Annotated in this window: 19 protein-coding genes; 12 read left to right on the plus strand and 7 right to left on the minus strand. The window is 68.5% G+C overall.

Annotated features, from left to right (window positions below):
• Positions 1-17 precede the first annotated feature (17 nt).
• The 3 genes from RIB98_12925 to RIB98_12935 are packed head-to-tail and all read left to right on the plus strand — an operon-like array spanning position 18 to position 3,411.
• Positions 18-1,295, plus strand: a complete 1,278-nt coding sequence (locus RIB98_12925; GenBank protein ID MEQ8841876.1) for an FAD-dependent oxidoreductase — start codon at positions 18-20, stop codon at positions 1,293-1,295.
• A complete protein-coding gene (locus tag RIB98_12930) occupies positions 1,292-2,065 on the plus strand; it encodes a DUF1365 domain-containing protein (GenBank protein MEQ8841877.1) in 774 nt (257 codons plus the stop codon). Before RIB98_12925 ends, RIB98_12930 begins: the two co-directional genes overlap by 4 nt.
• Positions 2,062-3,411: a cyclopropane-fatty-acyl-phospholipid synthase family protein gene (locus RIB98_12935; GenBank protein MEQ8841878.1), complete on the plus strand. Its 1,350-nt coding sequence runs from the start codon at positions 2,062-2,064 to the stop codon at positions 3,409-3,411. The genes RIB98_12930 and RIB98_12935 overlap by 4 nt, the downstream gene beginning before the upstream one ends.
• A 22-nt stretch (positions 3,412-3,433) precedes the next feature.
• On the opposite strand, the gene RIB98_12940 is transcribed toward RIB98_12935, so the two are convergent.
• Both RIB98_12940 and RIB98_12945 read right to left on the minus strand, forming a co-directional pair.
• Entirely contained in the window at positions 3,434-3,868 is a 435-nt protein-coding gene (locus RIB98_12940) for a VOC family protein (protein ID MEQ8841879.1), read from the minus strand.
• A gap of 36 nt (positions 3,869-3,904) precedes the next feature.
• Positions 3,905-4,756, minus strand: coding sequence for an SDR family oxidoreductase (locus tag RIB98_12945; GenBank protein ID MEQ8841880.1), 852 nt, complete (start codon positions 4,754-4,756; stop codon positions 3,905-3,907).
• Between the two features lie 64 nt (positions 4,757-4,820).
• Here RIB98_12945 and RIB98_12950 point away from each other — a divergent pair, with 64 nt between their 5' ends.
• From RIB98_12950 to RIB98_12960, 3 genes are all read left to right on the plus strand, one after another.
• Positions 4,821-5,924, plus strand: coding sequence for an acyl-CoA dehydrogenase family protein (locus RIB98_12950; GenBank protein ID MEQ8841881.1), 1,104 nt, complete (start codon positions 4,821-4,823; stop codon positions 5,922-5,924).
• Positions 5,921-7,105 carry an acyl-CoA dehydrogenase family protein gene (locus RIB98_12955; protein MEQ8841882.1) on the plus strand — a complete coding sequence of 395 codons (1,185 nt, stop codon included), beginning with the start codon at positions 5,921-5,923 and terminating at the stop codon, positions 7,103-7,105. The genes RIB98_12950 and RIB98_12955 overlap by 4 nt, the downstream gene beginning before the upstream one ends.
• Before the next feature lie 112 nt (positions 7,106-7,217).
• On the plus strand, positions 7,218-8,087 hold the full coding sequence (locus RIB98_12960; GenBank protein MEQ8841883.1) for a transposase: 870 nt from the start codon (positions 7,218-7,220) through the stop codon (positions 8,085-8,087).
• Positions 8,088-8,131: 44 nt separating this feature from the next.
• Here the strand turns inward: RIB98_12960 and RIB98_12965 are convergent, their stop codons facing one another.
• Positions 8,132-9,796 (minus strand): alkaline phosphatase D family protein, encoded by a 1,665-nt coding sequence (locus RIB98_12965; GenBank protein MEQ8841884.1) that lies wholly within the window; start codon positions 9,794-9,796, stop codon positions 8,132-8,134.
• A gap of 23 nt (positions 9,797-9,819) precedes the next feature.
• Here RIB98_12965 and RIB98_12970 point away from each other — a divergent pair, with 23 nt between their 5' ends.
• From RIB98_12970 to RIB98_12995, 6 genes are all read left to right on the plus strand, one after another.
• The gene (locus RIB98_12970; GenBank protein MEQ8841885.1) at positions 9,820-10,665 is read left to right on the plus strand and encodes an SDR family NAD(P)-dependent oxidoreductase; all 846 of its coding nucleotides are present in this window, start codon (positions 9,820-9,822) and stop codon (positions 10,663-10,665) included.
• Complete coding sequence (locus RIB98_12975; protein MEQ8841886.1) at positions 10,662-11,909, plus strand: cytochrome P450; 1,248 nt, start codon at positions 10,662-10,664, stop codon at positions 11,907-11,909. The genes RIB98_12970 and RIB98_12975 overlap by 4 nt, the downstream gene beginning before the upstream one ends.
• 29 nt (positions 11,910-11,938) lie before the next feature.
• On the plus strand, positions 11,939-12,910 hold the full coding sequence (locus RIB98_12980) for an LLM class flavin-dependent oxidoreductase (GenBank protein MEQ8841887.1): 972 nt from the start codon (positions 11,939-11,941) through the stop codon (positions 12,908-12,910).
• Between the two features lies 1 nt (position 12,911).
• Complete coding sequence (locus RIB98_12985; protein MEQ8841888.1) at positions 12,912-13,781, plus strand: hypothetical protein; 870 nt, start codon at positions 12,912-12,914, stop codon at positions 13,779-13,781.
• A gap of 121 nt (positions 13,782-13,902) precedes the next feature.
• On the plus strand, positions 13,903-15,027 hold the full coding sequence (locus tag RIB98_12990) for a nitronate monooxygenase family protein (GenBank protein ID MEQ8841889.1): 1,125 nt from the start codon (positions 13,903-13,905) through the stop codon (positions 15,025-15,027).
• A 71-nt stretch (positions 15,028-15,098) separates the two neighbouring features.
• A complete protein-coding gene (locus RIB98_12995; GenBank protein MEQ8841890.1) occupies positions 15,099-16,211 on the plus strand; it encodes a hypothetical protein in 1,113 nt (370 codons plus the stop codon).
• Here the strand turns inward: RIB98_12995 and RIB98_13000 are convergent.
• From RIB98_13000 to RIB98_13015, 4 genes are all read right to left on the minus strand, one after another.
• On the minus strand, positions 16,170-17,669 hold the full coding sequence (locus RIB98_13000; protein ID MEQ8841891.1) for an AMP-binding protein: 1,500 nt from the start codon (positions 17,667-17,669) through the stop codon (positions 16,170-16,172). The genes RIB98_12995 and RIB98_13000 overlap by 42 nt on opposite strands.
• Positions 17,670-17,671: 2 nt before the next feature.
• The gene (locus RIB98_13005) at positions 17,672-18,868 is read right to left on the minus strand and encodes a D-alanyl-D-alanine carboxypeptidase family protein (protein ID MEQ8841892.1); all 1,197 of its coding nucleotides are present in this window, start codon (positions 18,866-18,868) and stop codon (positions 17,672-17,674) included.
• Between the two features lie 87 nt (positions 18,869-18,955).
• The gene (locus RIB98_13010; GenBank protein MEQ8841893.1) at positions 18,956-19,750 is read right to left on the minus strand and encodes an SDR family NAD(P)-dependent oxidoreductase; all 795 of its coding nucleotides are present in this window, start codon (positions 19,748-19,750) and stop codon (positions 18,956-18,958) included.
• A complete protein-coding gene (locus RIB98_13015; protein MEQ8841894.1) occupies positions 19,747-20,787 on the minus strand; it encodes an aldose epimerase family protein in 1,041 nt (346 codons plus the stop codon). The genes RIB98_13010 and RIB98_13015 overlap by 4 nt, the downstream gene beginning before the upstream one ends.
• Positions 20,788-20,806 lie beyond the last annotated feature (19 nt).

Genomic DNA, 20,806 nt, shown 5'->3' on the forward strand with positions numbered 1-20,806 from the left:
GGCTCCGAAGAACGGATGTGCGCATCGCCGTGGTCGGATCGGGAGTTGCCGGGCTCAGCTGCGCCCACGTGCTCGGTCCCGCGCACGACGTCACGATCTTCGAGGCCGACGATCGACTCGGCGGCCACGCGAACACCGTGGTGGTCGACGACCCCGCGGCCGGCCCGATCGCCGTCGACACCGGGTTCATCGTGCACAACGATCGGAACTACCCGAATCTCTGCCGCCTGTTCGACGAGCTCGGCGTGCCGACCCAGGACGCGGAGATGAGCTTCGCGGTCACCGATCGCGACGTCGACGATCGGGGTGGACTCTTCACGTATCGGGCGTCCAACCCGAGCACGATCTTCGCCGATCGGCGCAATCTCGCCCGGCCCGCGATGTGGCGGATGCTGGCCGACATCGTGCGGTTCTACCGAGCCGCGAACCGACTGCTCGCCTCCACCGACCCCGGGTCGGAATCGATCACCCTGGGAGAGTTCCTGGCGACCGGGCGCTATTCCTCGGCGTTCGTCGAGGGCCACCTCGTGCCGCTCGGTGCGTCGGTCTGGTCGGCGGACCCGGATCAGTTCGATGCCTTCCCAGCCGTGAGCCTGTTCCGGTTTCTCCGCAATCACGGACTCCTCGGCTTCGGGCGGCGCCCTCAGTGGCGCACGATCCCCGGGGGCAGTCGGGTGTACGTCGACGCCATCGCCGATCGCTTCCGCGGCACCGTGCGGCTCGCGACCCCGGTCGAGGGCGTGCGGCGGGACGGCGACGGCGTGCAGGTGAGAACCGCGGAAGGATCGGTGCACTTCGATCGAGTCGTGCTCGCGTGTCACCCCGACCAGTCGCTGCGGCTGCTGGACGACGCGAGCGACGCCGAGCGCGACGTGCTCGGCGCGATTGCCTATCAGCCGAACACGGCCACGCTCCACACCGACACGAGTGTGCTCTCTCCGGTCCGTCGCACGTGGGCGGCATGGAACTACGAGTGCCCCCGGCCGGGGATCGATCCCCGGGGTGTGGCCACGCTCACCTACGACATGACGAACCTCCAGCGGCTCCCCGGGGCCCGCCGCTACCTGGTGAGCCTCAACAGCGAACACCGCATCGATCCGGCGACCGTGCTCGGGACGTTCCGCTACGCCCATCCGGTGTTCGATGGCGCCGCCATCGAAGCGCAGGGCCGATTCGAGGAGATCGACGGCGTATCGGGTGTCCACTACTGCGGCGCCTACTGGGGCTACGGGTTCCACGAGGACGGCATCTCGTCGGCGCTGCGGGTCTGCGAGCGACTGGGGGTGCCCTGGTGATTCCCGGCCCTCCCGCCGTGTGCGAAGGCACCGTCACCCATCACCGGTCGGCCACCCGTGAGCACCGGTTCACGAACCCGGTCAGTCTCGTCTGGCTCGACCCCGACGACCCCCAGGCCCTCTGCGATCGTCACCCCGCCTGGTCCCATCGCTGGCCGGCGCCCGCCCGGTTTCGCCGGAAGGACTACGGCACCGAGTTCGGCGGTTCGCTCGGTGATTCGGCCCGCGACGGGCTCGCCTCGGTGTTGGGCGAACGACCTCAGGGTCCCGTGCGCATGCTCTCGCAGGTGCGGCGGTGGGGGTGGCTCTTCAACCCGATCACGCTCTTCTTCGTGTGGGACGGTCAGCCTCCGACGCACGGTCGTTCGCCGGTCGGCGTGGTGCTGGAGGTGACCAACACGCCGTGGAAGGAGCGGACCCGCTATCCGGTCGCCTTGGCGCCCGCCGGTGATCTGCTCGTCGCCGAGTTCGACAAGGCGATGCACGTGTCGCCGTTCCTCGGTCTGGACCACCGCTACCGCCTGACGGTGGAGGATCGCGACGACCGGGTCGCGGTGGACATCGACGTCCTCGATGCGGCCGATGAGATCGCCCTGCACACGGCCCTGCGACTCGACCGCCGAACGGCGACCCGGCAACGGCTCGGCCGATCGTTGCGCACCCGACCCCTCCCGACCCACCGGGTCAGTGCCGCCATCCACGTCCAGGCCGCTCGGCTCTGGGCCAAGGGCGTGCCCTTCGTCCCCCACCCCTCGAAAGAGACACCATGACCACGTTCGACCACGACATTTCACCGCCGACGCGCCCCGTCGTCCGGCCCGAGGCGTTGCTGGCCCGCGCCGACCACCGAATGACCCGGGCCGATGGGGTGAGGGCACGCGCGGCGCGCGTCGCCATCCGCAAGCTCCTCGAGCGGATGACGCGTGAGCAGCTCACGGTCGTCGACGCCACCGGGGGTTCGGTCGAACACACCACCTACGGCCACGGCGACGCCGAGCACGAGGACGGCTCGCTGCGGGCCACGCTCGAAGTGCACGACGGCCGGGCCTGGACCGCGCTCGTCAGCGAGGGCTCCATCGGGCTCGGCCGCGGCTACATCGAGGGCTGGTGGACGAGTGACGACCCGGTGGCCGTCGTGCGGATCATCATTCGCAACATCGAATGGTTCGACGAGTTGCGCAACCGACTCTCGCGGCGGACGAGTTGGTTTACCGACCGCGTTCGCGCCGTGCTGCCCCGGCCCGATCGGACCCGCAACAAGGAGGACATCGCCAGCCACTACGACCTCGGTAACGACTTCTTCCAGATCTTCCTGGACGACACCATGACGTACTCGGCGGCCATCTTCCCGTCGGCGGAGGCGGCGCTCGCAAATGCGAGCCAGCACAAGTACGACCGCCTGCTCGCGAAGCTCGGGGTGACCGCGGAACACTCGGTTCTCGAGATCGGAACGGGCTGGGGCGGCTTCGCCCTGCGGGCCGTCGACACCACCGGATGTCGGGTCACGACGACGACGATCTCCGACGAGCAGCGGCGCGAGGCGGCGCACCGTCTCGACGCGGCCGGTCTCGCCGACTCCGTCGATCTCCGGGGTTCGGACTGGCGTGACCTCACCGGGCAGTTCGATCGTGTGGCATCGATCGAGATGATCGAGGCGGTGGACTGGCGGGACTACGACCGCTACTTCGGCACGATCGAACAGTGCATGAAGGCCGACGGTCTGGCGGCCATTCAGGCGATCTGTGTGCCCGACCGCCGCTACGAGCGCACGAAGAACACCGAGGACTTCATCCGTCGGTTCGTCTTTCCCGGCGGATTCCTTCCGTCGATCAGCGCGATCTCACGATCGGTGGCCCGGTCGACCTCGTTGCAGATCGTCGACGTCGAGGATCTCTCGGCCCACTATGCCGAGACGCTGCGTCGATGGCGCCGGACGTTCGACGAGCGGATCGACGACGTGACGGCCCTCGGACTCGACGAGCGCTTCTGCCGCCTGTGGCGCTTCTACCTCGCCTATTGCGAGGCCGGCTTCGCCGAGCGGCACTGCACCGTCAACCAGATCGTGTTCGCCGGACGTCAGTGGCGCCCGGTTGGTCTGGGCCTGCGTCCGACCTGACCGTGGGTGCCGGCGAGGTCGCTCAGAAGAACTGATCGATGAGAATCGCGTTGCCGTCCGGATCGATGAAGGCGACGGAGGCGGGCCCCTGCGCCGAATCGGCATCGATGCGTTGCGTCAGTTCGACGGCGTTTTCGTCGAGTCGGTCCTGGATCGACCGGATGTCGGTGAAGCCCTCGAGCCGTTCCATGCGATTGGTCAGACCCGGGTTGAACGTCAAGATGTTGCCCTCGAACATGCCGTGGAAGAGCCCGATCGTGGTCTCGCCGTTCTTCAGGATCAGGTAATCGGCCTCGGCGTCGCCGCCCGTGACCACGAAGCCGAGGCCCTCGTAGAAGCGGCGCGAGCGTTCGAGATCGGCGACGGCCAGCGACACCGAGAAGGCCCCGAGTTCGAGGGTCCCGGGAAGCGCAGGATCGGCGGACGGAATTGTCGGAAGGTCGAAGTCGTCACTCATGCGGGCGACCGTAGTGCGACGCCGGGAGCGGGGTGGCTACTCGAAGCCGAGGGCGGCGAAGTCCCACTCGATCTCACCGGCGATCATCTTGACGATGGGGGCGTCGTAGGCGTCGACCAGCGCTGCGTTGGTGTGGCCCTGATCGACCTGGAGGGTCTCGCCGTTGATGCCGCGAGCAGCTTCGCTGCCGAGGAACACCATGGTGCTGGCCATCTGATCGGGGGTCAGCGTGTCCACGCCGGCATCGTCTCGGTAGTCGGCCGCGTAGGTCAGCCAGAGATCGGCGTTGGCCTCCGACAGGGGGGTCACGGTCGGACCGGGAAGGATGCAGTTGATCCGGTAGCCGGCCTTCAGCATGGGGAAGGCCTGCTGGGCGACGTAGAGATTGATCGCTTCCTTGCTGAACCCGTAGGAGTCGGTGTCGGGATTCTCCTCGGTCCAGGCCGCGGCGGTCGCCCACGTGTCGTTGCCGAGGAAGTCGCGGACGCGCTCGATGTTCTTCTTCCAGCCCATTCCCGCGGTCGACGAGATGAAGGCGATCGAGCCACCGCGCTCGAGCTTGCCCTGGGAGATGAGTCGGTCGATGAAGTGACGTTGGGCGGTGAAGTTGATGAGCATGATGCCGGCCGTGCCGTCGGCGACACCGGCACACGCAAACACGGTGTGGACCGGTCCGTCGATCGCATCGACCGCCGCGTCGACGCTCGCCTGGTTGCGCAGGTCGACCTCGATCTTCTGCGCGCAGTCGTAGTCCACCGGCGCGACATCGAGCACGATCACCTCGGCACCGAGTTCGCCCGCCATGCGGGCCGTCTCCGCGCCCATCCCGGTGGCGCCGCCGATGACGACGGCTCGCTTGCCTTCGTAGCGGAACAAGTCGATGGTCATTGGTTTCCCTCAGGTCGTGGTCGGTGGTTACGGTGACGCCACTGTTAGACGCGCAAGGGGAATTATGGATCTCGAACTCTCCGATGACCAGTTCGCACTGAGGGACAACATCCGATCCGTCCTCGAAGGATCGTGCCCGCTGTCGGTGGTGCGGGCGATCTACGAGGGCGAGGCGACCTCCGCCGCGCTCTGGTCGCAGATGGTCGAGCTCTACTGGCCGGGGCTGGGCGTGGAGGAGGACGCCGGCGGGCTCGGCCTCTCCTTCGTCGAGGTCGGACTGCTGGCCGAGGAGCTCGGGCGGGCAGCGGCTCCCGGTCCGCTGCTGGCGATGGTCAGCCAGTTCATCCCGATGCTCCAACAGGCGGGCGACGCGACCGTGCTCGCGGCGGCGGCCGCCGGTGAGCGGGTGGGCGCACTCGCCTACGCCGAGGGCGGCCGGTGGGAAGTCGACGCCGTGGCCACCACTGCCGTTCAGGCCGGCGACGGTTGGGTCGTGTCGGGCACGAAGGACGCCGTGCTGGCGGGGGCGACGGCCGAGGTCTTCGCGGTCGCCGCTCGGGCCCCCGACGGGGTGGGGGTGTTTCTCGTCGAGCGCGACGCGGCCGCCGTGGAGGTCGGTCCCCGGATCGATCCCGGGCTCGAGCTCGCCGACGTCGTCCTGGCCGACGCCACCGCGACGCTGCTCATCGCGCCGGGTCCCGACGCGGACGCGGCCCTGGCCGTGGTGGCGCAGTGCGCAAGCGTGGCGATGGCGCTGCACACCGTCGGGGCGTGTCGTCGTATCTTCGAGGTCACGCTCGAGTACGCGAAGGAGCGGGTGCAGTACGACAAGCCCATCGGGTCGTTCCAGGCGCTGAAGCATCGCTTCGCCGACATGTATCTGGCGGTCGAGCGGGCCAACGCGGTGGGCTACTACGCAGCGCTGGCCATCGCCGAGGACGACGACGCACGCATCGAGGCGGCCCACATCGCCAAGGCTGCGGCCGGGGACTGCCAACGGCTGTTGGCCCACGAAGGGCTCCAGCTGCACGGCGGCATCGGCTTCACCTGGGAGCACGATCTCCACTTCCTGCTGAAACGGGCGAAGTCAGGTGAGGCGTTGTGCGGTTCGCGAGGCTTCCACCGGGCGCAACTCGCGGCGTCGCTCGGACTGGGGGTGGCGGCATGAAGCTCCGCTTCGACGATTCGGTGGAGGAGTTCCGACGGGAGTTCCTCGACTGGCTCGCGGTCAACCGTCCGACCGACGAGGAGATGGCGGCCGACCCCGCCGTCTCGAGCGCCTACGTGCCCGACTGGGCGGCCCGGTTCACCCGGCGCATGTTCGACGACGGATGGCTCGTGCCGGGGTGGCCGCCGGAGCGCGGTGGCCGCAACGCGGGCCCGATCGAGACGCTGGTCTACCTCGAGGAACTCAACAAGGCCGAGATCCCCCGCACCACCAACCCGCAGGGGCTCGGGATCATTGCGCCGTCGTTGCTCGACTTCGGCACGCCCGAGCAGATCGAGAACTACGCGATGCCGTTGCTGCGGGGCGAGACGGCGGCGTGTCTGGGGATGAGTGAACCCGACGCCGGGAGTGATCTCGCCAACCTGAAGACCCGTGCCGTGCTCGACGGTGACGACTTCGTGATCAACGGCCAGAAGGTGTGGACCTCCGGCGCGAACTACGCCGATTTCTGTTTCCTCTTCTGTCGCACCGACCCCGACGTGCCCAAGCACAAGGGCATCTCGATCATCCTCATGCCCATGGACACGCCGGGGGTGACGGTGCGTCCCCTGACCGAGATCGTCTCGCCCGAGTTCCCCGACCTCAACGAGGTGTTCCTCGACGACGTGGTCCTGCCGGCGTCGAACCTGGTCGGTGAGATGAACAACGGTTGGGCCATGGCCAACGGGTCGCTGGCCCACGAGCGCTCGATGGTGTGGCTGATGGGTGTCATGGGGATGGAGTCGTCGATGCACGAGCTCCTCGAGCTCGCGCCCGCTCGACTCGCCGCGTTGTCGGCCCCGGAGCGAGCGGTTGCCGCCGACGAGATCGCCGGGCTCTACGTCGACACGATCGCGGCGCGCTGCCTCGGCTATCGGGGTTTCGCCCGATTCGTGAAGACGGGCTCGGCGCCGGAGCAGGCGCTGATGAAGGCGTACTCCACCGAGATCCGACAGGACCTCACGCAGGTGGCGGCAGAGCTCTTCGGCCCGGACTCGCTGCGTTCGGGGACCGGCCGTCACGGATCGGTCGGGTCGCTCGAGGCGTATCTCACCACCTTCGGATCCACCATCAGCGCCGGGTCGTCGGAGATCCAACGCAACATCATCGCCGAGCGCGTCCTCGGCCTCCCCCGCGCCTAACCCGTCCCAAAGGTGTCAGACACCTGTCCCGACGGTGTCAGACACCCGTCCCCCTGCCCCTTTCTGGACGGCGCGAGGTTGGTGTCACAGCCCGTCTCTAGCTTCGCCAGGCATGGGACGACCGTCGCGAAAGACATCCGACACCGGCTGGCACCACGTAATGAACCGTGGCGCACGACGGCTGCCGATTTTCGGCGACGACGATGACCGCACCTTCTTCCTTGACTGTGTCGGCGGGGGCGTGGGCCGTTCCATGGCCCGAGTGCACGCCTACGTGCTCATGGACAATCACTATCATCTGCTCGTCGAGGCGGCGGCGGACGACCTCGCAACGACGATGAAGTACGTCGGGGAGAACTACACGCGTCGCTTCAACGCGAAATACGGACTGGACGGGCCACTCTTCCGTGGCCGCTACCGGTCGAAGCCGATTCTCGATGAACGGCAGCGGACCGTCGTTCTCCGCTACATCCATCGCAACCCGGCTGAGGTCGGGCTCGGACTCAGCCACCCTTGGTCCAGCCACGCGGCCTACGTGGCCGCGTCCGCTCCGCGACCGCAATGGCTCATTGTCGACGAGCTGCTCGGCACGTTCGCCACGAGAGCCGCCTACGGTCGGTTCATCGCGATGGTTGATGACGACCGCGTGCTCGAGGACTTCATCGAGGCAGGCACAGCGGTGCGGGTCGTGACCCCGGATGCCGTCGATTGGGCGCTCGGCATCGATTCGGCTGCGGAGCTCCAACTCGTCCGCACGAGCCCTTTGCGAGCGGATCGACGACTTGCCGCCGTCCTTCTGTCGCACGAGGCGACCAACCGGCCCTCGACCGCGCTCGCGTCGCGCTACGGGTATCGCTCGGGAAGCGGGCTCCGCAGTGCCGCAGCGCGGGCTCGTGCCCGGGTCGGTGCAGATCCGACCTTCGCCGCACTCGTCGCTGATGCGCGCCGACGGCTGGCCGGTGTCGTTGCCGACGTGGCGTGAACGGTGGCCGAGGCGGGACGGGTGTCTGACACCGCAGGGACGGGTCAGGGGAGTCGTTCGACACCGGTCGTGCCGGCGGTGACGCGCCATGACGACGCAGTTCGTATCGGCGAGGTCGGCGCCTGGGTGGTGTCCACCCAACGGAAGTGGGTCGTCAGATCGTCGGCGGTGATGTCGACGACGAGATAGCCGCGGTGCTCGGTCTCGTAGAGATGAATGTGCTCGTTGCGCCGTGACCCCTCGACGAACTCGGGCAGCAACAGTTCGAGGCTGGTGATCGACGGTGCGACGAACTCTGTGCCGACCATCGGCGAGTCGGGGTCGTGATACGACACGTGGAGATCGGCCACCGCCGACGTGTGGATGTCGCCGCCGAGGACGACGAGGTTCTCGACGCCGGCATCTCGAGCTGCACCGAGCAGCCGTTCCCGAGGAGCGACGTAGCCGTCCCAGGCATCCATCGAGAATCCCTTTGTCGGGTCGTCGGGCGCCCGGTTCACCTCGGCCATGATCGTCTGCTGGGCGACGATGGTCCACCTCGCGTCGTTGTCGAACTGCCCTGCGAGCCACTCCTCCTGTTCCACGCCGAGCATCGTGCGCGACTCGTCGAACGCTCCGTCGAGCTGGGGTCCACCGCCGAATGGTCGGGGCAGGTTGCCGTTGCCCTCGCCCTGGACGATCGGCGAGCGGTACTGCCGATCGTCGACCAGTGCGAGGTGCACGAGATCGCCGAACGCGAAGTCGCGGTAGACGGTGAGTTCGCCGTCGACGGGAGGCCCGGTGCGCACGGGCATGAACTCCCACCAGGCTTGATAGGCGGCGATCCGGCGGTCGCGGAAACTCGCCGCCGCGGTCGGGTCCAGCAGGCTGCCGATGCCCCCGGGCTCCCAGCCCGCGTAGTTGTCCTCGACCTCGTGGTCGTCCCACATGACGATCCACGGCACGTTCCCGTGGCATTCGGCGAGTTCGGGCTCGAGCCGCGCGACTGCGTAGTAGGACCGGTACTCGTCGAGCGAGTAGGGCACGGGCAGCCCGTGGTCGCGGAAGGTGCCGCTCTCGAGTTCGTAGATGTAGTCGCCGACGAAGATCACCGCGTCGGCTCCTTCCTGCGTGAGGTGCGTGAGCGGCGTGAAGCGACCCGACTTCCAGGCCATGCACGAGGCGACGGCCAGCCGGACCGAGTCCACCGACGCGCCCGGTGCGGGCGCCGTTCGCGTCATTCCAGCGACCGTGTGGTCACCGACGTGGAAGCGGTACCAGTAGTCGGTCGACGGTTCGAGCCCGGTGACATCGACGTGCACGGAATGGCCATGAGCCGTGTTCGTCACGAACTCGCCATCGGCCACGGACACGTCACCGTCCGGGCCGATCTCCCAGCGGACGGGCACCTGTTCGAGGTCGATGCCGGCGCCGGGCGCCATCGGATCGACGGCGAGTCGGGTCCAGATCACCACGGCGTCGGGCAGAGGATCTCCCGAGGCCACGCCGAATGGGAACGGATCGTTCGCGAACTCGGGCACCGGCAACGTCGTGCTGGTCGTGGACGTCGTGGTGCTCGGCTGCGTCACTGTCGTCGACTCGGGGGGAGCCGGGGCCGTGGAGCCAGTCCCGGTTGCCGGTTCGTCGTTGCCGGAACACGCTGCGGCGACGAGACCTGCCGACGCGGCCAGGAAGCCACGTCGCGACAGGGGGTCGTTGGAAGGAGGCATGACACGGATGTTAGAAAGCAATCGTGACGACGATCCACCAGAAGACCACGGCGGTCATCATCGGCGGCGGTGGCGGCGTGGGGCGCGGTATCGCGCTGGGGCTCGCCGGCCAGGGCGCGCGGGTGGTGATCGCCGACATCGATCTCGATACGGCAGCGGCGGTTGCTGACGAGTTGACGGCGTCGGGCCACGATGCCGTCGCGTGCGTCGTCGACGCAACCGAGCTCGTCTCGTTGGCGGCGCTCGCAGACATGGCCGAGGCCCGCTACGGGTCGATCGACATCCTCGTGAACACCGTCGGCGTGGTCCACAGCGGTGAAATCCTCGATGCTCCCGACTCCGACTGGGCGTGGGTCCTCGAGTTCAACGTGATGACCGTCGTGCGGGCCTGCGCGGTGTTCGTTCCCCGAATTCGTGCGCACGGCCGTGGCGGGCATGTCGTCAACACTGCGTCGATGGCAGGCCTGTGGGCGTCGAAGCCGGAGGAGGTGGCGGGGACCCACCTCGGGCTCTACACCACGTCGAAGTTCGCGGTCGTCGGCTTCACCGAGGCCCTGCGAGGCGAGCTGGCGAGCGACGGCATCGGCGTGTCGTGTCTCTGCCCGGGCACCGTCGATTCGAACCTGATGCAGACCTCGCTGCGCCACCGACCCGAGCGGTTCGGCGGCGCGGTCGAGGTCGACGCGACGCTGGGCAAGATCCCGTACGCGATGGCGCAGGAGGAGGTCGGCCGCGTCGTGGTGGCCGGAATCGAACACGACCGTGCCCTGATTCTCACCCACCCGCAGGCCCGACACTTCGTCGATCGGCGCGCGGCGTCGCACGCCGACGATTTCGACTTCTTCACCGCCGTCGGAGAGCTCGCGTGACCGACTCCATCGACGTCGATCATCAGGACCGCGAATGGGTGGCCGAACGCCACGCCAACTACGCGGCCCTGCGGGCGGAATGCCCGGTCGTCTTCAACGAGCACCATGGCGGTTTCTGGATGGTCACCGACTACGAGTCGGTCGCCACGGTTGCCCGCGACAACGAGACGTTTGCCCATCGCTACCAACCCGATGCCCCCGACGGGATCGACTACCACGGCATCTGTGGCATCCCCCGTCCGCCGCGCACGCCGCGCATGGGCGTGTCGGAGATCGACGGTCCCGAACACGCCGACCTGCGTCGGGTACTGAATCCCCACATGGTCACCAAGGCAGTCGAGGCGCAGCGCGCCCGCATGGCGCACGTGTCGAGCTGGTTCCTCGACGAGGTCATCGAGTCGGGCGAGGCGGACCTGATCCACGACTACGCCACCCCCGTGCCCGGCGTGATGACGCTCGAGATGATGGGCATGCCGTCGACTAACTGGCGCCACTATGCCGACTTCTTCCATGCCACGTCGTCGTTCGCACCGTCGGCACCCGAGTTCCGCGCCGCCGTCGGTCGCGTCGGCGACATGTGGGGCGAGCTGGCCGACGTCGCCCGTCACCGGCGGGCGAATCCCGGCGACGACCTCACGTCGGCGATCGTCGTGACCGAGATCGACGGGCGGTTGCTCACCGACGACGAGGTCGCCGGCATCCTGTGGAACCTGGTCGCCGGCGGACTCGACACGACCACATCGCTGGTCGGCTGGGGCCTCCACCACCTGGGGACACATCCCGACGACCGTCGCCGTCTGATCGACGATCCGTCGAGTATCCCAACGGCGGTCGAGGAGTTCCTGCGCTATTACAGCCCGAGTGAGTCGCTCACCCGCACGGCGACGCGTGACGTCGAGCTCGGCGGCCGACGTATCAATCGCGGTGACGTCGTGTTCATCTCCTGGGTGAGTGCCAACCACGATCCCGCGGTGTTCGAGGATGCCGATGAGGTCAAGCTCGACCGGACCGAGAACAAACATCTGGCCTTCGGTCTCGGCGGCCATCGATGCATCGGGTCGAGCATCGCCCGTATCGAGTCCGAGCTGATGATCGCCGATGTGCTGGCACGGATGCCCGACTACGAGATCGACGAGGAACGGTTTCGGGCCTATCCCGGCAATCTGTTGATGACGGGCGTCGTGACGATGCCGGTTAGGTTCTCGCACGGATCCCGGTCCGGTGTGGCCGACCCGTTTCGCTAGCCAAGACCAGGAGACCAGCCGTGGCGTTCATGATGATGCGACTCAACTTCGTCCATCCGGATCCCACTGATCCCGAGCAGATGAGCGATCGTTATCGCGCCGGCATCGACCTCGCGGAGTACGCCGACAAGAACGGCTTCGCAATGGTGAGCACGGAGGAGCACACGGCCACCGAGATCGGTTGGAGTCCCACCCCGCTGCTGACCGCGGCGATGATCCTCAACCGCACGCAGAATGTCTCGGTCGCGATCACCGCGTTGCTGGTGCCGCTGCACGACCCGGTGCGGCTCGCCCAGCAGATGGCGGTGATCGACCTGGTGAGCAAGGGGCGTCTCTCCATCACCACCGGGCTCGGTTACCGCCCGGCCGAGTACGCGGCGCTCGGCAAGGAATGGAAGCGACGGGGAAAGATCCTCGACGAGAGCCTCGACATCATGCTCAAGGTGTGGTCGGGCGAGCCGTTCGAGATCAACGGCGAGACCATCAAGGTCGGTCCGATGCCCTACACCCGTCCTCACCCGATGGTGATGATCGGCGGCTCGGGCCCGGCGGCGGCCAAGCGTGCGGCTCGACTCGGGTTGCCGTTGCAACTCCCGGCGCCGATCCCGGAGGTCGAGGCGCTCTACTACGAGGAGTGCGAGAAGAACGGCACGAGCGGCTTCTGCATCGCGCCCGAGGCGGTCGCGATGGTCCACGTGGTCGAGGACCCGGACAAGGCGTGGGCCGAACTGGGGCAGCACTTCTGGCTCGAGGCGTCGACCTACGACTCGTGGCAGACCCCCGACCAGACCTCCGCGGTGCACAGTCACGCCACGACGGTGGAGGAGCTGCGGGCCGAGGGGATCTATCAGTTCCTGTCGCCGGAGCAGGCCATCGACCGCATCCGAGAGACCGGCGCCCTCGCGCTGCACCCCCTCGTCGGCGGCATGCCCATCGACTCGGCCTGGCAGTCGCTCGAACTCACCGTCGACAAGGTCCTCCCCGCCGTCGCAGGGGGCTGAGATGACCGATTGGGCCAATCTCGCCCAGCGGGCATCGCGGGCATCGCATGACCTCGTCGGGTGGATCTTCTTCGACCCGACCGCGGTCGCGGCCTATGCCGAGCTCGGCGTGCCCGATGGCGCCGGCTACTACGCGGCCACTCGATTCGGTCCGCTGGCCGGCGGCGGCAACGACGCCGTCGCGGCGACGGCCTATTCGATCAACGGCGTGTTTCTGGCGATGGCGATGGACCTCATGCGGGCGCACACCGATGCCGAGTCCGCCATGTTGGTGCGCGACGCCCGGGTGATCGCCGGCCTCGACGAGATCTCGCCGGCGATCGCCGGGGGCCTCGGCCCGTTCGCGGAGCCGGCGTGGGAGGTGGTGGACAGTCTCCACAACGGTGCGCGTGTGCTCTTCGCAGCACATCGCGATCGACCCGAACGTCACCCCACCACGCCCGCTCTGTCGGCGTGGCTCGCGATCAACTGTCTCCGGGAGTGGCGAGGTGACAGCCACTGGGCGTTGTGCGCCGCCGCAGACCTCGATGCGGCCGAGGTCGGCCTGTTGCACAACGCGATGGTCGAGTACGACGACGCCGAGTGGATCGCCCGTAGCCGCGGTTCCGACGACGCAGCCATCGAAAAGGGGTGGACCCGCCTAGCCGAGAAGGGGCTGGTCGACGGCCACACGATCACCGCACGCGGACGCGAGTTCCGGGCCGACATCGAGCAGCGCACCGACGAGATCTGCGGTCAGATGTGGCAGGCGTTCGGCGAAGCCCGGACGATCGAGTTCTGCGAGCTGATGGAGCCGCATCACGACGCAGCCATCGCCCGCATCGATGCCACCGCCGGCCCCAACTGGATGCCGGCCGCCCGCCACACCTGAGGGTCGGGAACGGTCGGCCGCCGTGGACCAGCCGGGACAGGTGTCTGACCCCGACGGGACAGGTGTCTGACACCGTTGGGACGGGTGGCGGGGGGCGTGGGGGTGGGCGTACGGTCGGGGGATGCAGAACGAACTGACCGAGCGTTTCGGGATTGAGTTTCCGATCTACGCATTCACCCACTGTCGCGATGTCGTCGTGGCCGTCAGCAAGGCCGGTGGTCTGGGCGTGCTCGGTGCCGTCGGTTTCTCGGTGGAGCAACTGCAGATCGAGCTCGACTGGATCGACGAACACATCGGCGACAAGCCGTACGGCGTCGACATCGTGCTGCCCGCGAAATACGACGGTGCCGGTGAGATGGATCTCGACAAGCTGACCGGTCAACTCCAGGACATGATCCCGCAGGGTCATCGTGACTTCGTGCACCAGATCCTCGAGGAGCACGACGTGCCCGACCTGCCGGCCGACGAAGCCCGCGGGACCGGGCTGATGGGTTGGAACGCGGCGACCGCCGTGCCCCAGGTCGAGGAGATCCTGCGCCACGACAATGTCGTCATGGTGGCCAACGCCCTCGGCACGCCGCCGCCCGACCTGGTCCAGCAGATCCAGGCGTCCGGCCGAGCGGTCGGCGCGCTGTGCGGCACGCCGGCCCAGGCGAGCCGCCATGCGGCGGCCGGTCTCGACTTCGTGATCGCCCAGGGCTACGAGGGTGGCGGACACACCGGCGACATCGGTTCGGTGGTGCTGTGGCCGCAGGTGATCGATGCGGTTTCGCCGCTACCCGTGCTCGCCGCCGGCGGCATCGGCGGTGGCCGCCAGATGGCCGCGGCATTGTCGATGGGCGCTGCCGGTGTGTGGACGGGTTCGCTGTGGCTGGCCGTCGAAGAGGCCGCCGCGTCGCCGGCCCAGATCCAGTCGTACATGGACGCCACCAGCAAGGACACGGTGCGCAGCCGCTCCTACACCGGCAAGCCCTGCCGGATGTTGCGAAACGACTGGACCGAGGCGTGGGAGCGGACCGACACCCCCGACACCCTCGGGATGCCCCTCCAGATGATGGCGGTGCACGAGGCGATGACCCGAAGCGGTCGCTATCCGGACAAGGCCCAGGCGGTGGCCTTCAATCCCGTCGGTCAGATCGTGGGCACCATGAACAAGGTGAAGCGCAGCGCCGACGTCATCTTCGAGATGGTCGAGGAGTGCGTCGACTCCCTCGAGCGGACGCGCCAGATGTTGCACGTGGACTGACCGGGTCCCGGCCCCCGCCGCCCGACAGTCGAGTCTGGTCAATGTGGGGGCCGGGATGCCGATGGGGACCGATGGCATCGGACCTCGATCCACGCGCTCGCGTGGCCACGCTGCAGGTGGCGCTCGTGGCGTTCGCGCTGGCGGTGCTCGTCAGCGGATGGATCCTGGTCCGCAACGACAACGACCCGGCGATGATGCTGGCGTTCGGGGTCGAGGCGCCACGGCTCGTGGACCACGCGGAGGACGTGCTCGGGCGCGACATCCCGCTGTTGTCGGGCTACGGCCACGACGGCCGGTTCTTCTTCCTCCAGGCCCTCGACCCCTGGGTCCTCGAGCCCGACGACGGCCCGGCGACACTCCTCGGTCGACCGCTCTACCGGTCGCAACGCATGCTGCTGCCCATGGTGTCGAGCGGTGGCGGACTCGTGCCCGACACCTGGTTGCCGTGGACGATGCTGCTGACCAATCTCGTCTCCATAGGGGTGGGGACGGCGGCGACGGCGCGAGTCGCCGCCCGCCGGGGCGCGACGCCGTGGATCGGGTTGGCCTTCGCCGCGAACATCGGCGTGGTCATCGCCATGGGCATCGGTGCCGGAGGGGTGATCGCTTTCGCCACCGCCATGCTCGGGATCGACCAGATCGAGCGACGCAGGGTCTGGCCCGCCGTGGCATGGTTCGCGGCCGCAGCTCTTGCTCGCGAAGCGATGGTCTTCTTCGCGTTCGGTGTCGCGCTCGCCGAGTGGCGACGTGAGGGCCGGATGCCGCTCCGCTTCCTCTTCGTCCCGGGCGCGGTGATCGCCTGGGCGGGTTATCTCCGCCTTCGCCTGCCCGGCGGCTCGGGCAGCGACGAAGTGATCGAATTGGGGCCACCGTTCCGGGGCTTCCTCGACGCCGCTGATCGCTGGGCGTTCGGCGGGCTCGGCACCCTCGATGTCGTGCTGCCCGTGCTGATCGCCATCGCCATCGCCGTCGTCGTCAGGGTGGCGGCGCGCGAACTCGACCCGCTCGCGTGGGGTGCGGCCGCGTCGGCGGTGCTCGTCGTATTGCTCGCTCGGCCGGTCTGGCAGAACTACTACGACATCTCGCGTGCCGCGGCCCCGATCCTCACTGCGGCGATCGTGGTGGCGTTCGCGCCGCGTCCGTCAGATCGCCCGGTCGTGTCCGACCCAGTAGGGGTCGCGTAGTTCGCGCACGTAGAGCTTCCCGTTGGGTTGGCGGGGGAGTGTCTCGTGGACGTCGACCGAGCGGGGCACCTTGTGGCGGCCCAACCGTTCGCGGGCGAACACCAGGATCTCCTCGATGGTCGACTCGTCACTCCCGGCGACGAGTTCGACGGCCGCCTTGACCTGCTCGCCCCATTCCTCGTCGGGGATGCCGAACACCGCGACATCGACCACGGCGGGATGGTCGTTCAGGGTCTGTTCGACCTCGGTGGGGTAGATGTTGACGCCACCGCTGATGATCATGTTGGTGGCTCGGTCGGCGAGGTACACCCAGCCGTCGTCGTCGACCCGGCCCATGTCGCCCAACGAGAACACCCCGGGGGCGAGGTAGGCGGCCTCGGTCTTCTCGGGTGCGTTCCAGTACTCGAAGGGCCGGTCCTGGCCGGGCGTGTGGCAATAGAGGGTGCCGATCTCACCGGCGGGCAGTCGTCGGCCGTCGTCGTCGACCGCGAACACCTCGAACCCCGTGACCGAACGGCCGACGGTGCCCGGATGCCGGCGCCACTCGTGGCTGTCGACGCGGGTGAACACACCGGCTTCCGAGGTGCCCCAGTACTCGTCGATGATCGGCCCGAACCACTCGATCATCGACTCCTTGACCGCACGCGAGATCGGCGCGGCCCCGTGGAGGACCGTCACCAATCCGCTCGGGTCGAAGGCCCGACGGCGTTCCTCGGGCAGCCGGAGCATGCGGACCATCATCGTGGGGACGAGATGGGTGCGGCGCACGTCGAGTTGCTCGATCAGGTCGAGTGTCCGAGCGGCATCGAAGCGGCGCATGAGGTGGAGGTGGGCGCCGTTGCACAGGTCGAAGAAGCCGTAGCCGCCCACGGCGGCGTGGTAGGCGGGCCCGGTGACGAGTTGCGTGCCATCACCGTCGAACCCCACCTGTCTGCCGAGGCGTTGTTGCAGCGCCAGCATCTCGGCCACCGTGCCGGGCACGGCTCGCTTCACGCCCTTCGGGTGGCCGGTGGTGCCCGAGGTGTAGCTGAAGCGCGACCCCGGGACGCCGTCGAGCGGGAACGGATCGGCGGCGGCCGCGGCGACGAGGGCATCGAGCTCGGTGCCGAGCTCGACCACTCGGTGTCCGTCGGGCACGAGGTGACGGAGCTCGGATTCCGTGAGCACGACCCGCGCGTCGGCGTCGCGCACGACATAGTCCACCTCGTGGGGCGCGAGGAGCCCGTTGACGGGCACGAACCAGACACCGCTCAGCACCGCGGCCAGGTACACCTCGAACACCTCGACACGATTGTCGGTGAGCAGGGCGACGTGCTCGCCGGGGACGACGCCGAAATGGTCGCGGAGGACATGGCCGAGTCGGGTGGCCCGGTCGACCAGCTCGGCGCGGGTCCGGCTCCCACCGAGGTCGTCGGTGAGGGCCGGCGCGTCCGGATCGGCGGTCGCCAGGTCGAGCACGCTCAGCCGCCCGTCGTGGACCAGTGCCAGGGCTCGCTGGGCAGGTTGATCAGGCCGAAGCCGGGGGCGACCTCGGACATGACCTGGAACACATCGGACGATCGACTGCGGATGATCGATCCGCCGTAGGTGAAGTCGATGGCCAGGCCCCGCTCGTGGGCCGAGCGTCCGGGGCGCGCCGTCGGCGGGCTGCACTGGGAGCTCGGCATCTCCCAGATCGCGTAGTCGGACGAGCCGCAGTGGGCGCGCCGCAGGCTCACCTGGGAGTCGGAGCTTCGATAGCCGCCGCCGCCCAGGGAATAGCCCCGGGCCTCCATCGCGGCCAGGAACCCCTCGACGTTGCTCGCAATGGCGGAGTTGACCACGATGCCGCGGACCGTCGTGAGGTCGACCGGCGCGTTGTCGGGAACGTCGACGGTGCCTTCGCGGCTCGGCGGACGGCTCCGGGCCGCGATCTCGGCGGCGATGCGCTGTTCCTCGGCCGTGATCTCCGCTGCGAGTTCGGCGTCGAGGGACTCGAGCGCCTGCACCTCGGCGAGGCGGCTGTCGAGGCGGTCCTCGACCTCGTCCAGAATCGTCTGTTCGCGTGCGAGCGCGGCGTCGAGTTCGCTGATGCGGGCGGCCACCTCGGCCCGCTGGCCCTCGAGTTCGGCGGTGTAGGCCGCGGCATCGTCTCGTCGTTGGTCGAGTTCGGCGCCCAGCCGGCGGAGTTCGTCGATGATCTCGGTGGTGTCGCCGGTGCCGAACTCGATGAGCGATTCGGTGCGGGCGTGCTGCCACGGATTGGCGCCGAGTACGGCGACGTCGCCGTTCGGACCCTGGTAGCCGATGAACGCGTCGACGGCGGACCGTTCGAGCACGTCGCGGGTCGTGATGATCTCGGTCTCGAGTTCGGTGATGGCGGCGTCGGCGGCCGCTTCGGCGGTCTCGGCCGCCGCGACCCGGCGTTGGGCGGCGTCGAGCGCGGATTGCTGCGCATCGACGGCGGCTCGCAACGCGTCGAGGGCAACGGTGAGTTCGGTGACGTCGTCGGTGAGCGCATCGACCTCACCGGCGGCCTCGGCGGCGTCCTCCTGGACTTCGCGTCGCTGCTCGCGCAGCTCGTCGGGAGACTCCTGGGCCGACGCGAACGTGGCCCCGACGGCCATGGCGACGCAGAGGACGAGCGGCGGGAAGAGGTGGTGGAGGAGTCGGCGCATGAGTCGGTGCGATTGCGTCGTCACACAATCGCAATGCTGGACGGTACCAGCGAGTGACGGGCGTCGTCCCGTCGACCCGGCCGATTCTCAGTCGTTCTTCATGGTCTGGCCGCCGTCGACGGGAATCACCGCGCCGGTGACATAGCTGGAGGCCGGCAGGGCCAGGTTCAACACCATGTGGGCGACCTCTTCGGGGTCGCCGTAGCGGCGCAGCACAGTGCGGCGCCGGGCGAACTCGGCGCGGGCGTCGGGCGGGATCGGATCGGTCATGCCCGTCAGGATCGGACCGGGGCACACGGCGTTGACAGTGATGCCGTCGCCCGCCAGGGCGAGGGCCATCGCCCTCGTGAGGCCGATCACGCCGTGCTTGGCCGTCGTGTAGGGCATCGATCCGCGAGATGCCCCGAGCCCCTCGGTCGACGAGATGTTGATGATGCGACCTTCGCCGCTGGCCCGGAGATCGTCGAGGCAGGCCCGGATGAGGCGCTGGTGGGGGACGAGGAGCACGTCGAGGGCGAACTGGAACTGCTCGTCGACTGTTCTTCCATCGACAGGGTCGACGTCGACCGGCCCGCCGACCGCGACCCCGGCGTTGTTCACGAGGATGTCGACGGGGCCGAGGTCGTCGTGCACCTGCGCCGCGATCGTGCGGATGGCCTCGGCGTCGGTCACGTCGAGCACGTAGCCGCGAGCGGTGCCGCCCACGCCGTGGATCTCGTCGACGACGGCATCGACGCCGGCACGATCGCGGTCGGTCACCGCGACGTGGGCCCCCTCGTCGGCGAAGAGGTGGGCAACGGCTCGGCCCATGCCCGAGGCGGCCCCGGTGATGAGGACGACCTTGCCGGCCACCGATCGACTGCGGGTGCTGAGGCGGGTCATGACGTTGCTTCCCACTGGAGTCGGAACTCGATCTCGTGAACGTAGCGCTCGCCGGGCCGCAGCACCGCGGAGGGCGCCCAGTCGAGGTTGGGTGCGTCCGGCACGCGCTGAGGTTCGAGGCAGAGCGCCGAGAACGGATCGTGGTGCCGTCCGTCGGCCCCGGCGCCGCCGGAGAGGAAGGCACCCGTGTAGAACTGCACGGCGGGGTGGTCGCTCCAGACCTCGAGTCGCCGTCCGGTCGGGTGGGTGACGGTTGAGTGTCGTCGGAGGCCGTCGCCCTCGACCATGAAGCAGTGGTCGAACCCGTTGGGAAGGGAGAACCCCAGTCGGTCCGCGAGCCGCGTCGGTGCCCGGAGGTCGAAGGGCGTCGTGTCGACGGCGACCGGTGGCCCGGCGGGAAGAGTGTCGGCGTCGATCGGGACGACGTGGTCGCCGGCGATGTCGACGACATGAGCGCCGATGTCCTCCTCGGTCGGCCCGCCCAGGTTCCAGTAGGCGTGGTTCGTCATCGAGACGACCGTCGGCGCATCGGTCGTGGCTTCGTAGGTGACGAGGATGGCGTGATCCGTGAGTCGGTAGGCCGCGCTGACGTCGAGGGCCCCGGGAAAGCCGTTGTCGCCGTCCGGGCTCTGGTGGCCGAAGCACACCCGGTCGTCGTCGACATCGACCGTCTCCCACACGACGTGGGAGAAGCCGGGGGAGCCGCCGTGGAGCTGATGGTCGCCCTCGTTGGCCTGGAGCGCACGGGTGATGCCGTCGAGCGGGAACTGCGCGCCTCGCAGCCGGTTCGCGTAGCGCCCCACACTCACCCCGAGGTAGGGGTTGCGAACGGGGTCCTCTCGATCGACGAGCGAGTCGAGGTCGAGCACCACTGGCACCGGCTCGCCGTTGGAGCCGGGCAGCTCGACCCGAGCGAGGGTGGCACCGAGGTCGAGGAGCTCGATCGCGAGTCCCGACGGTGCGACCAACCGGTGCCGATGGACCTCGGTCGGCGGCTGGCGACTGTTGCCGGCGGTCATTCCATACGAGACGGACACGACCACTACCGTACGAGGT

It is taken from the genome of Acidimicrobiales bacterium (assembly GCA_040219515.1).
Lineage (GTDB): Bacteria > Actinomycetota > Acidimicrobiia > Acidimicrobiales > Aldehydirespiratoraceae > JAJRXC01.

What these genes read in the sequence shown, in the direction of transcription:
- RIB98_12935 (MEQ8841878.1), top strand. Translation starts at nt 2,062, where the DNA reads ATGACCACGTTCGACCACGACATTTCACCGCCGACGCGCCCCGTCGTC.
- RIB98_12940 (MEQ8841879.1), bottom strand. Translation starts at nt 3,868, where the DNA reads ATGAGTGACGACTTCGACCTTCCGACAATTCCGTCCGCCGATCCTGCG.
- RIB98_12945 (MEQ8841880.1), bottom strand. Translation starts at nt 4,756, where the DNA reads ATGACCATCGACTTGTTCCGCTACGAAGGCAAGCGAGCCGTCGTCATC.
- RIB98_12950 (MEQ8841881.1), top strand. Translation starts at nt 4,821, where the DNA reads ATGGATCTCGAACTCTCCGATGACCAGTTCGCACTGAGGGACAACATC.
- RIB98_12955 (MEQ8841882.1), top strand. Translation starts at nt 5,921, where the DNA reads ATGAAGCTCCGCTTCGACGATTCGGTGGAGGAGTTCCGACGGGAGTTC.
- RIB98_12960 (MEQ8841883.1), top strand. Translation starts at nt 7,218, where the DNA reads ATGGGACGACCGTCGCGAAAGACATCCGACACCGGCTGGCACCACGTA.
- RIB98_12965 (MEQ8841884.1), bottom strand. Translation starts at nt 9,796, where the DNA reads ATGCCTCCTTCCAACGACCCCCTGTCGCGACGTGGCTTCCTGGCCGCG.
- RIB98_12980 (MEQ8841887.1), top strand. Translation starts at nt 11,939, where the DNA reads ATGATGATGCGACTCAACTTCGTCCATCCGGATCCCACTGATCCCGAG.
- RIB98_12985 (MEQ8841888.1), top strand. Translation starts at nt 12,912, where the DNA reads ATGACCGATTGGGCCAATCTCGCCCAGCGGGCATCGCGGGCATCGCAT.
- RIB98_12990 (MEQ8841889.1), top strand. Translation starts at nt 13,903, where the DNA reads ATGCAGAACGAACTGACCGAGCGTTTCGGGATTGAGTTTCCGATCTAC.
- RIB98_12995 (MEQ8841890.1), top strand. Translation starts at nt 15,099, where the DNA reads ATGGCATCGGACCTCGATCCACGCGCTCGCGTGGCCACGCTGCAGGTG.
- RIB98_13005 (MEQ8841892.1), bottom strand. Translation starts at nt 18,868, where the DNA reads ATGCGCCGACTCCTCCACCACCTCTTCCCGCCGCTCGTCCTCTGCGTC.
- RIB98_13010 (MEQ8841893.1), bottom strand. Translation starts at nt 19,750, where the DNA reads ATGACCCGCCTCAGCACCCGCAGTCGATCGGTGGCCGGCAAGGTCGTC.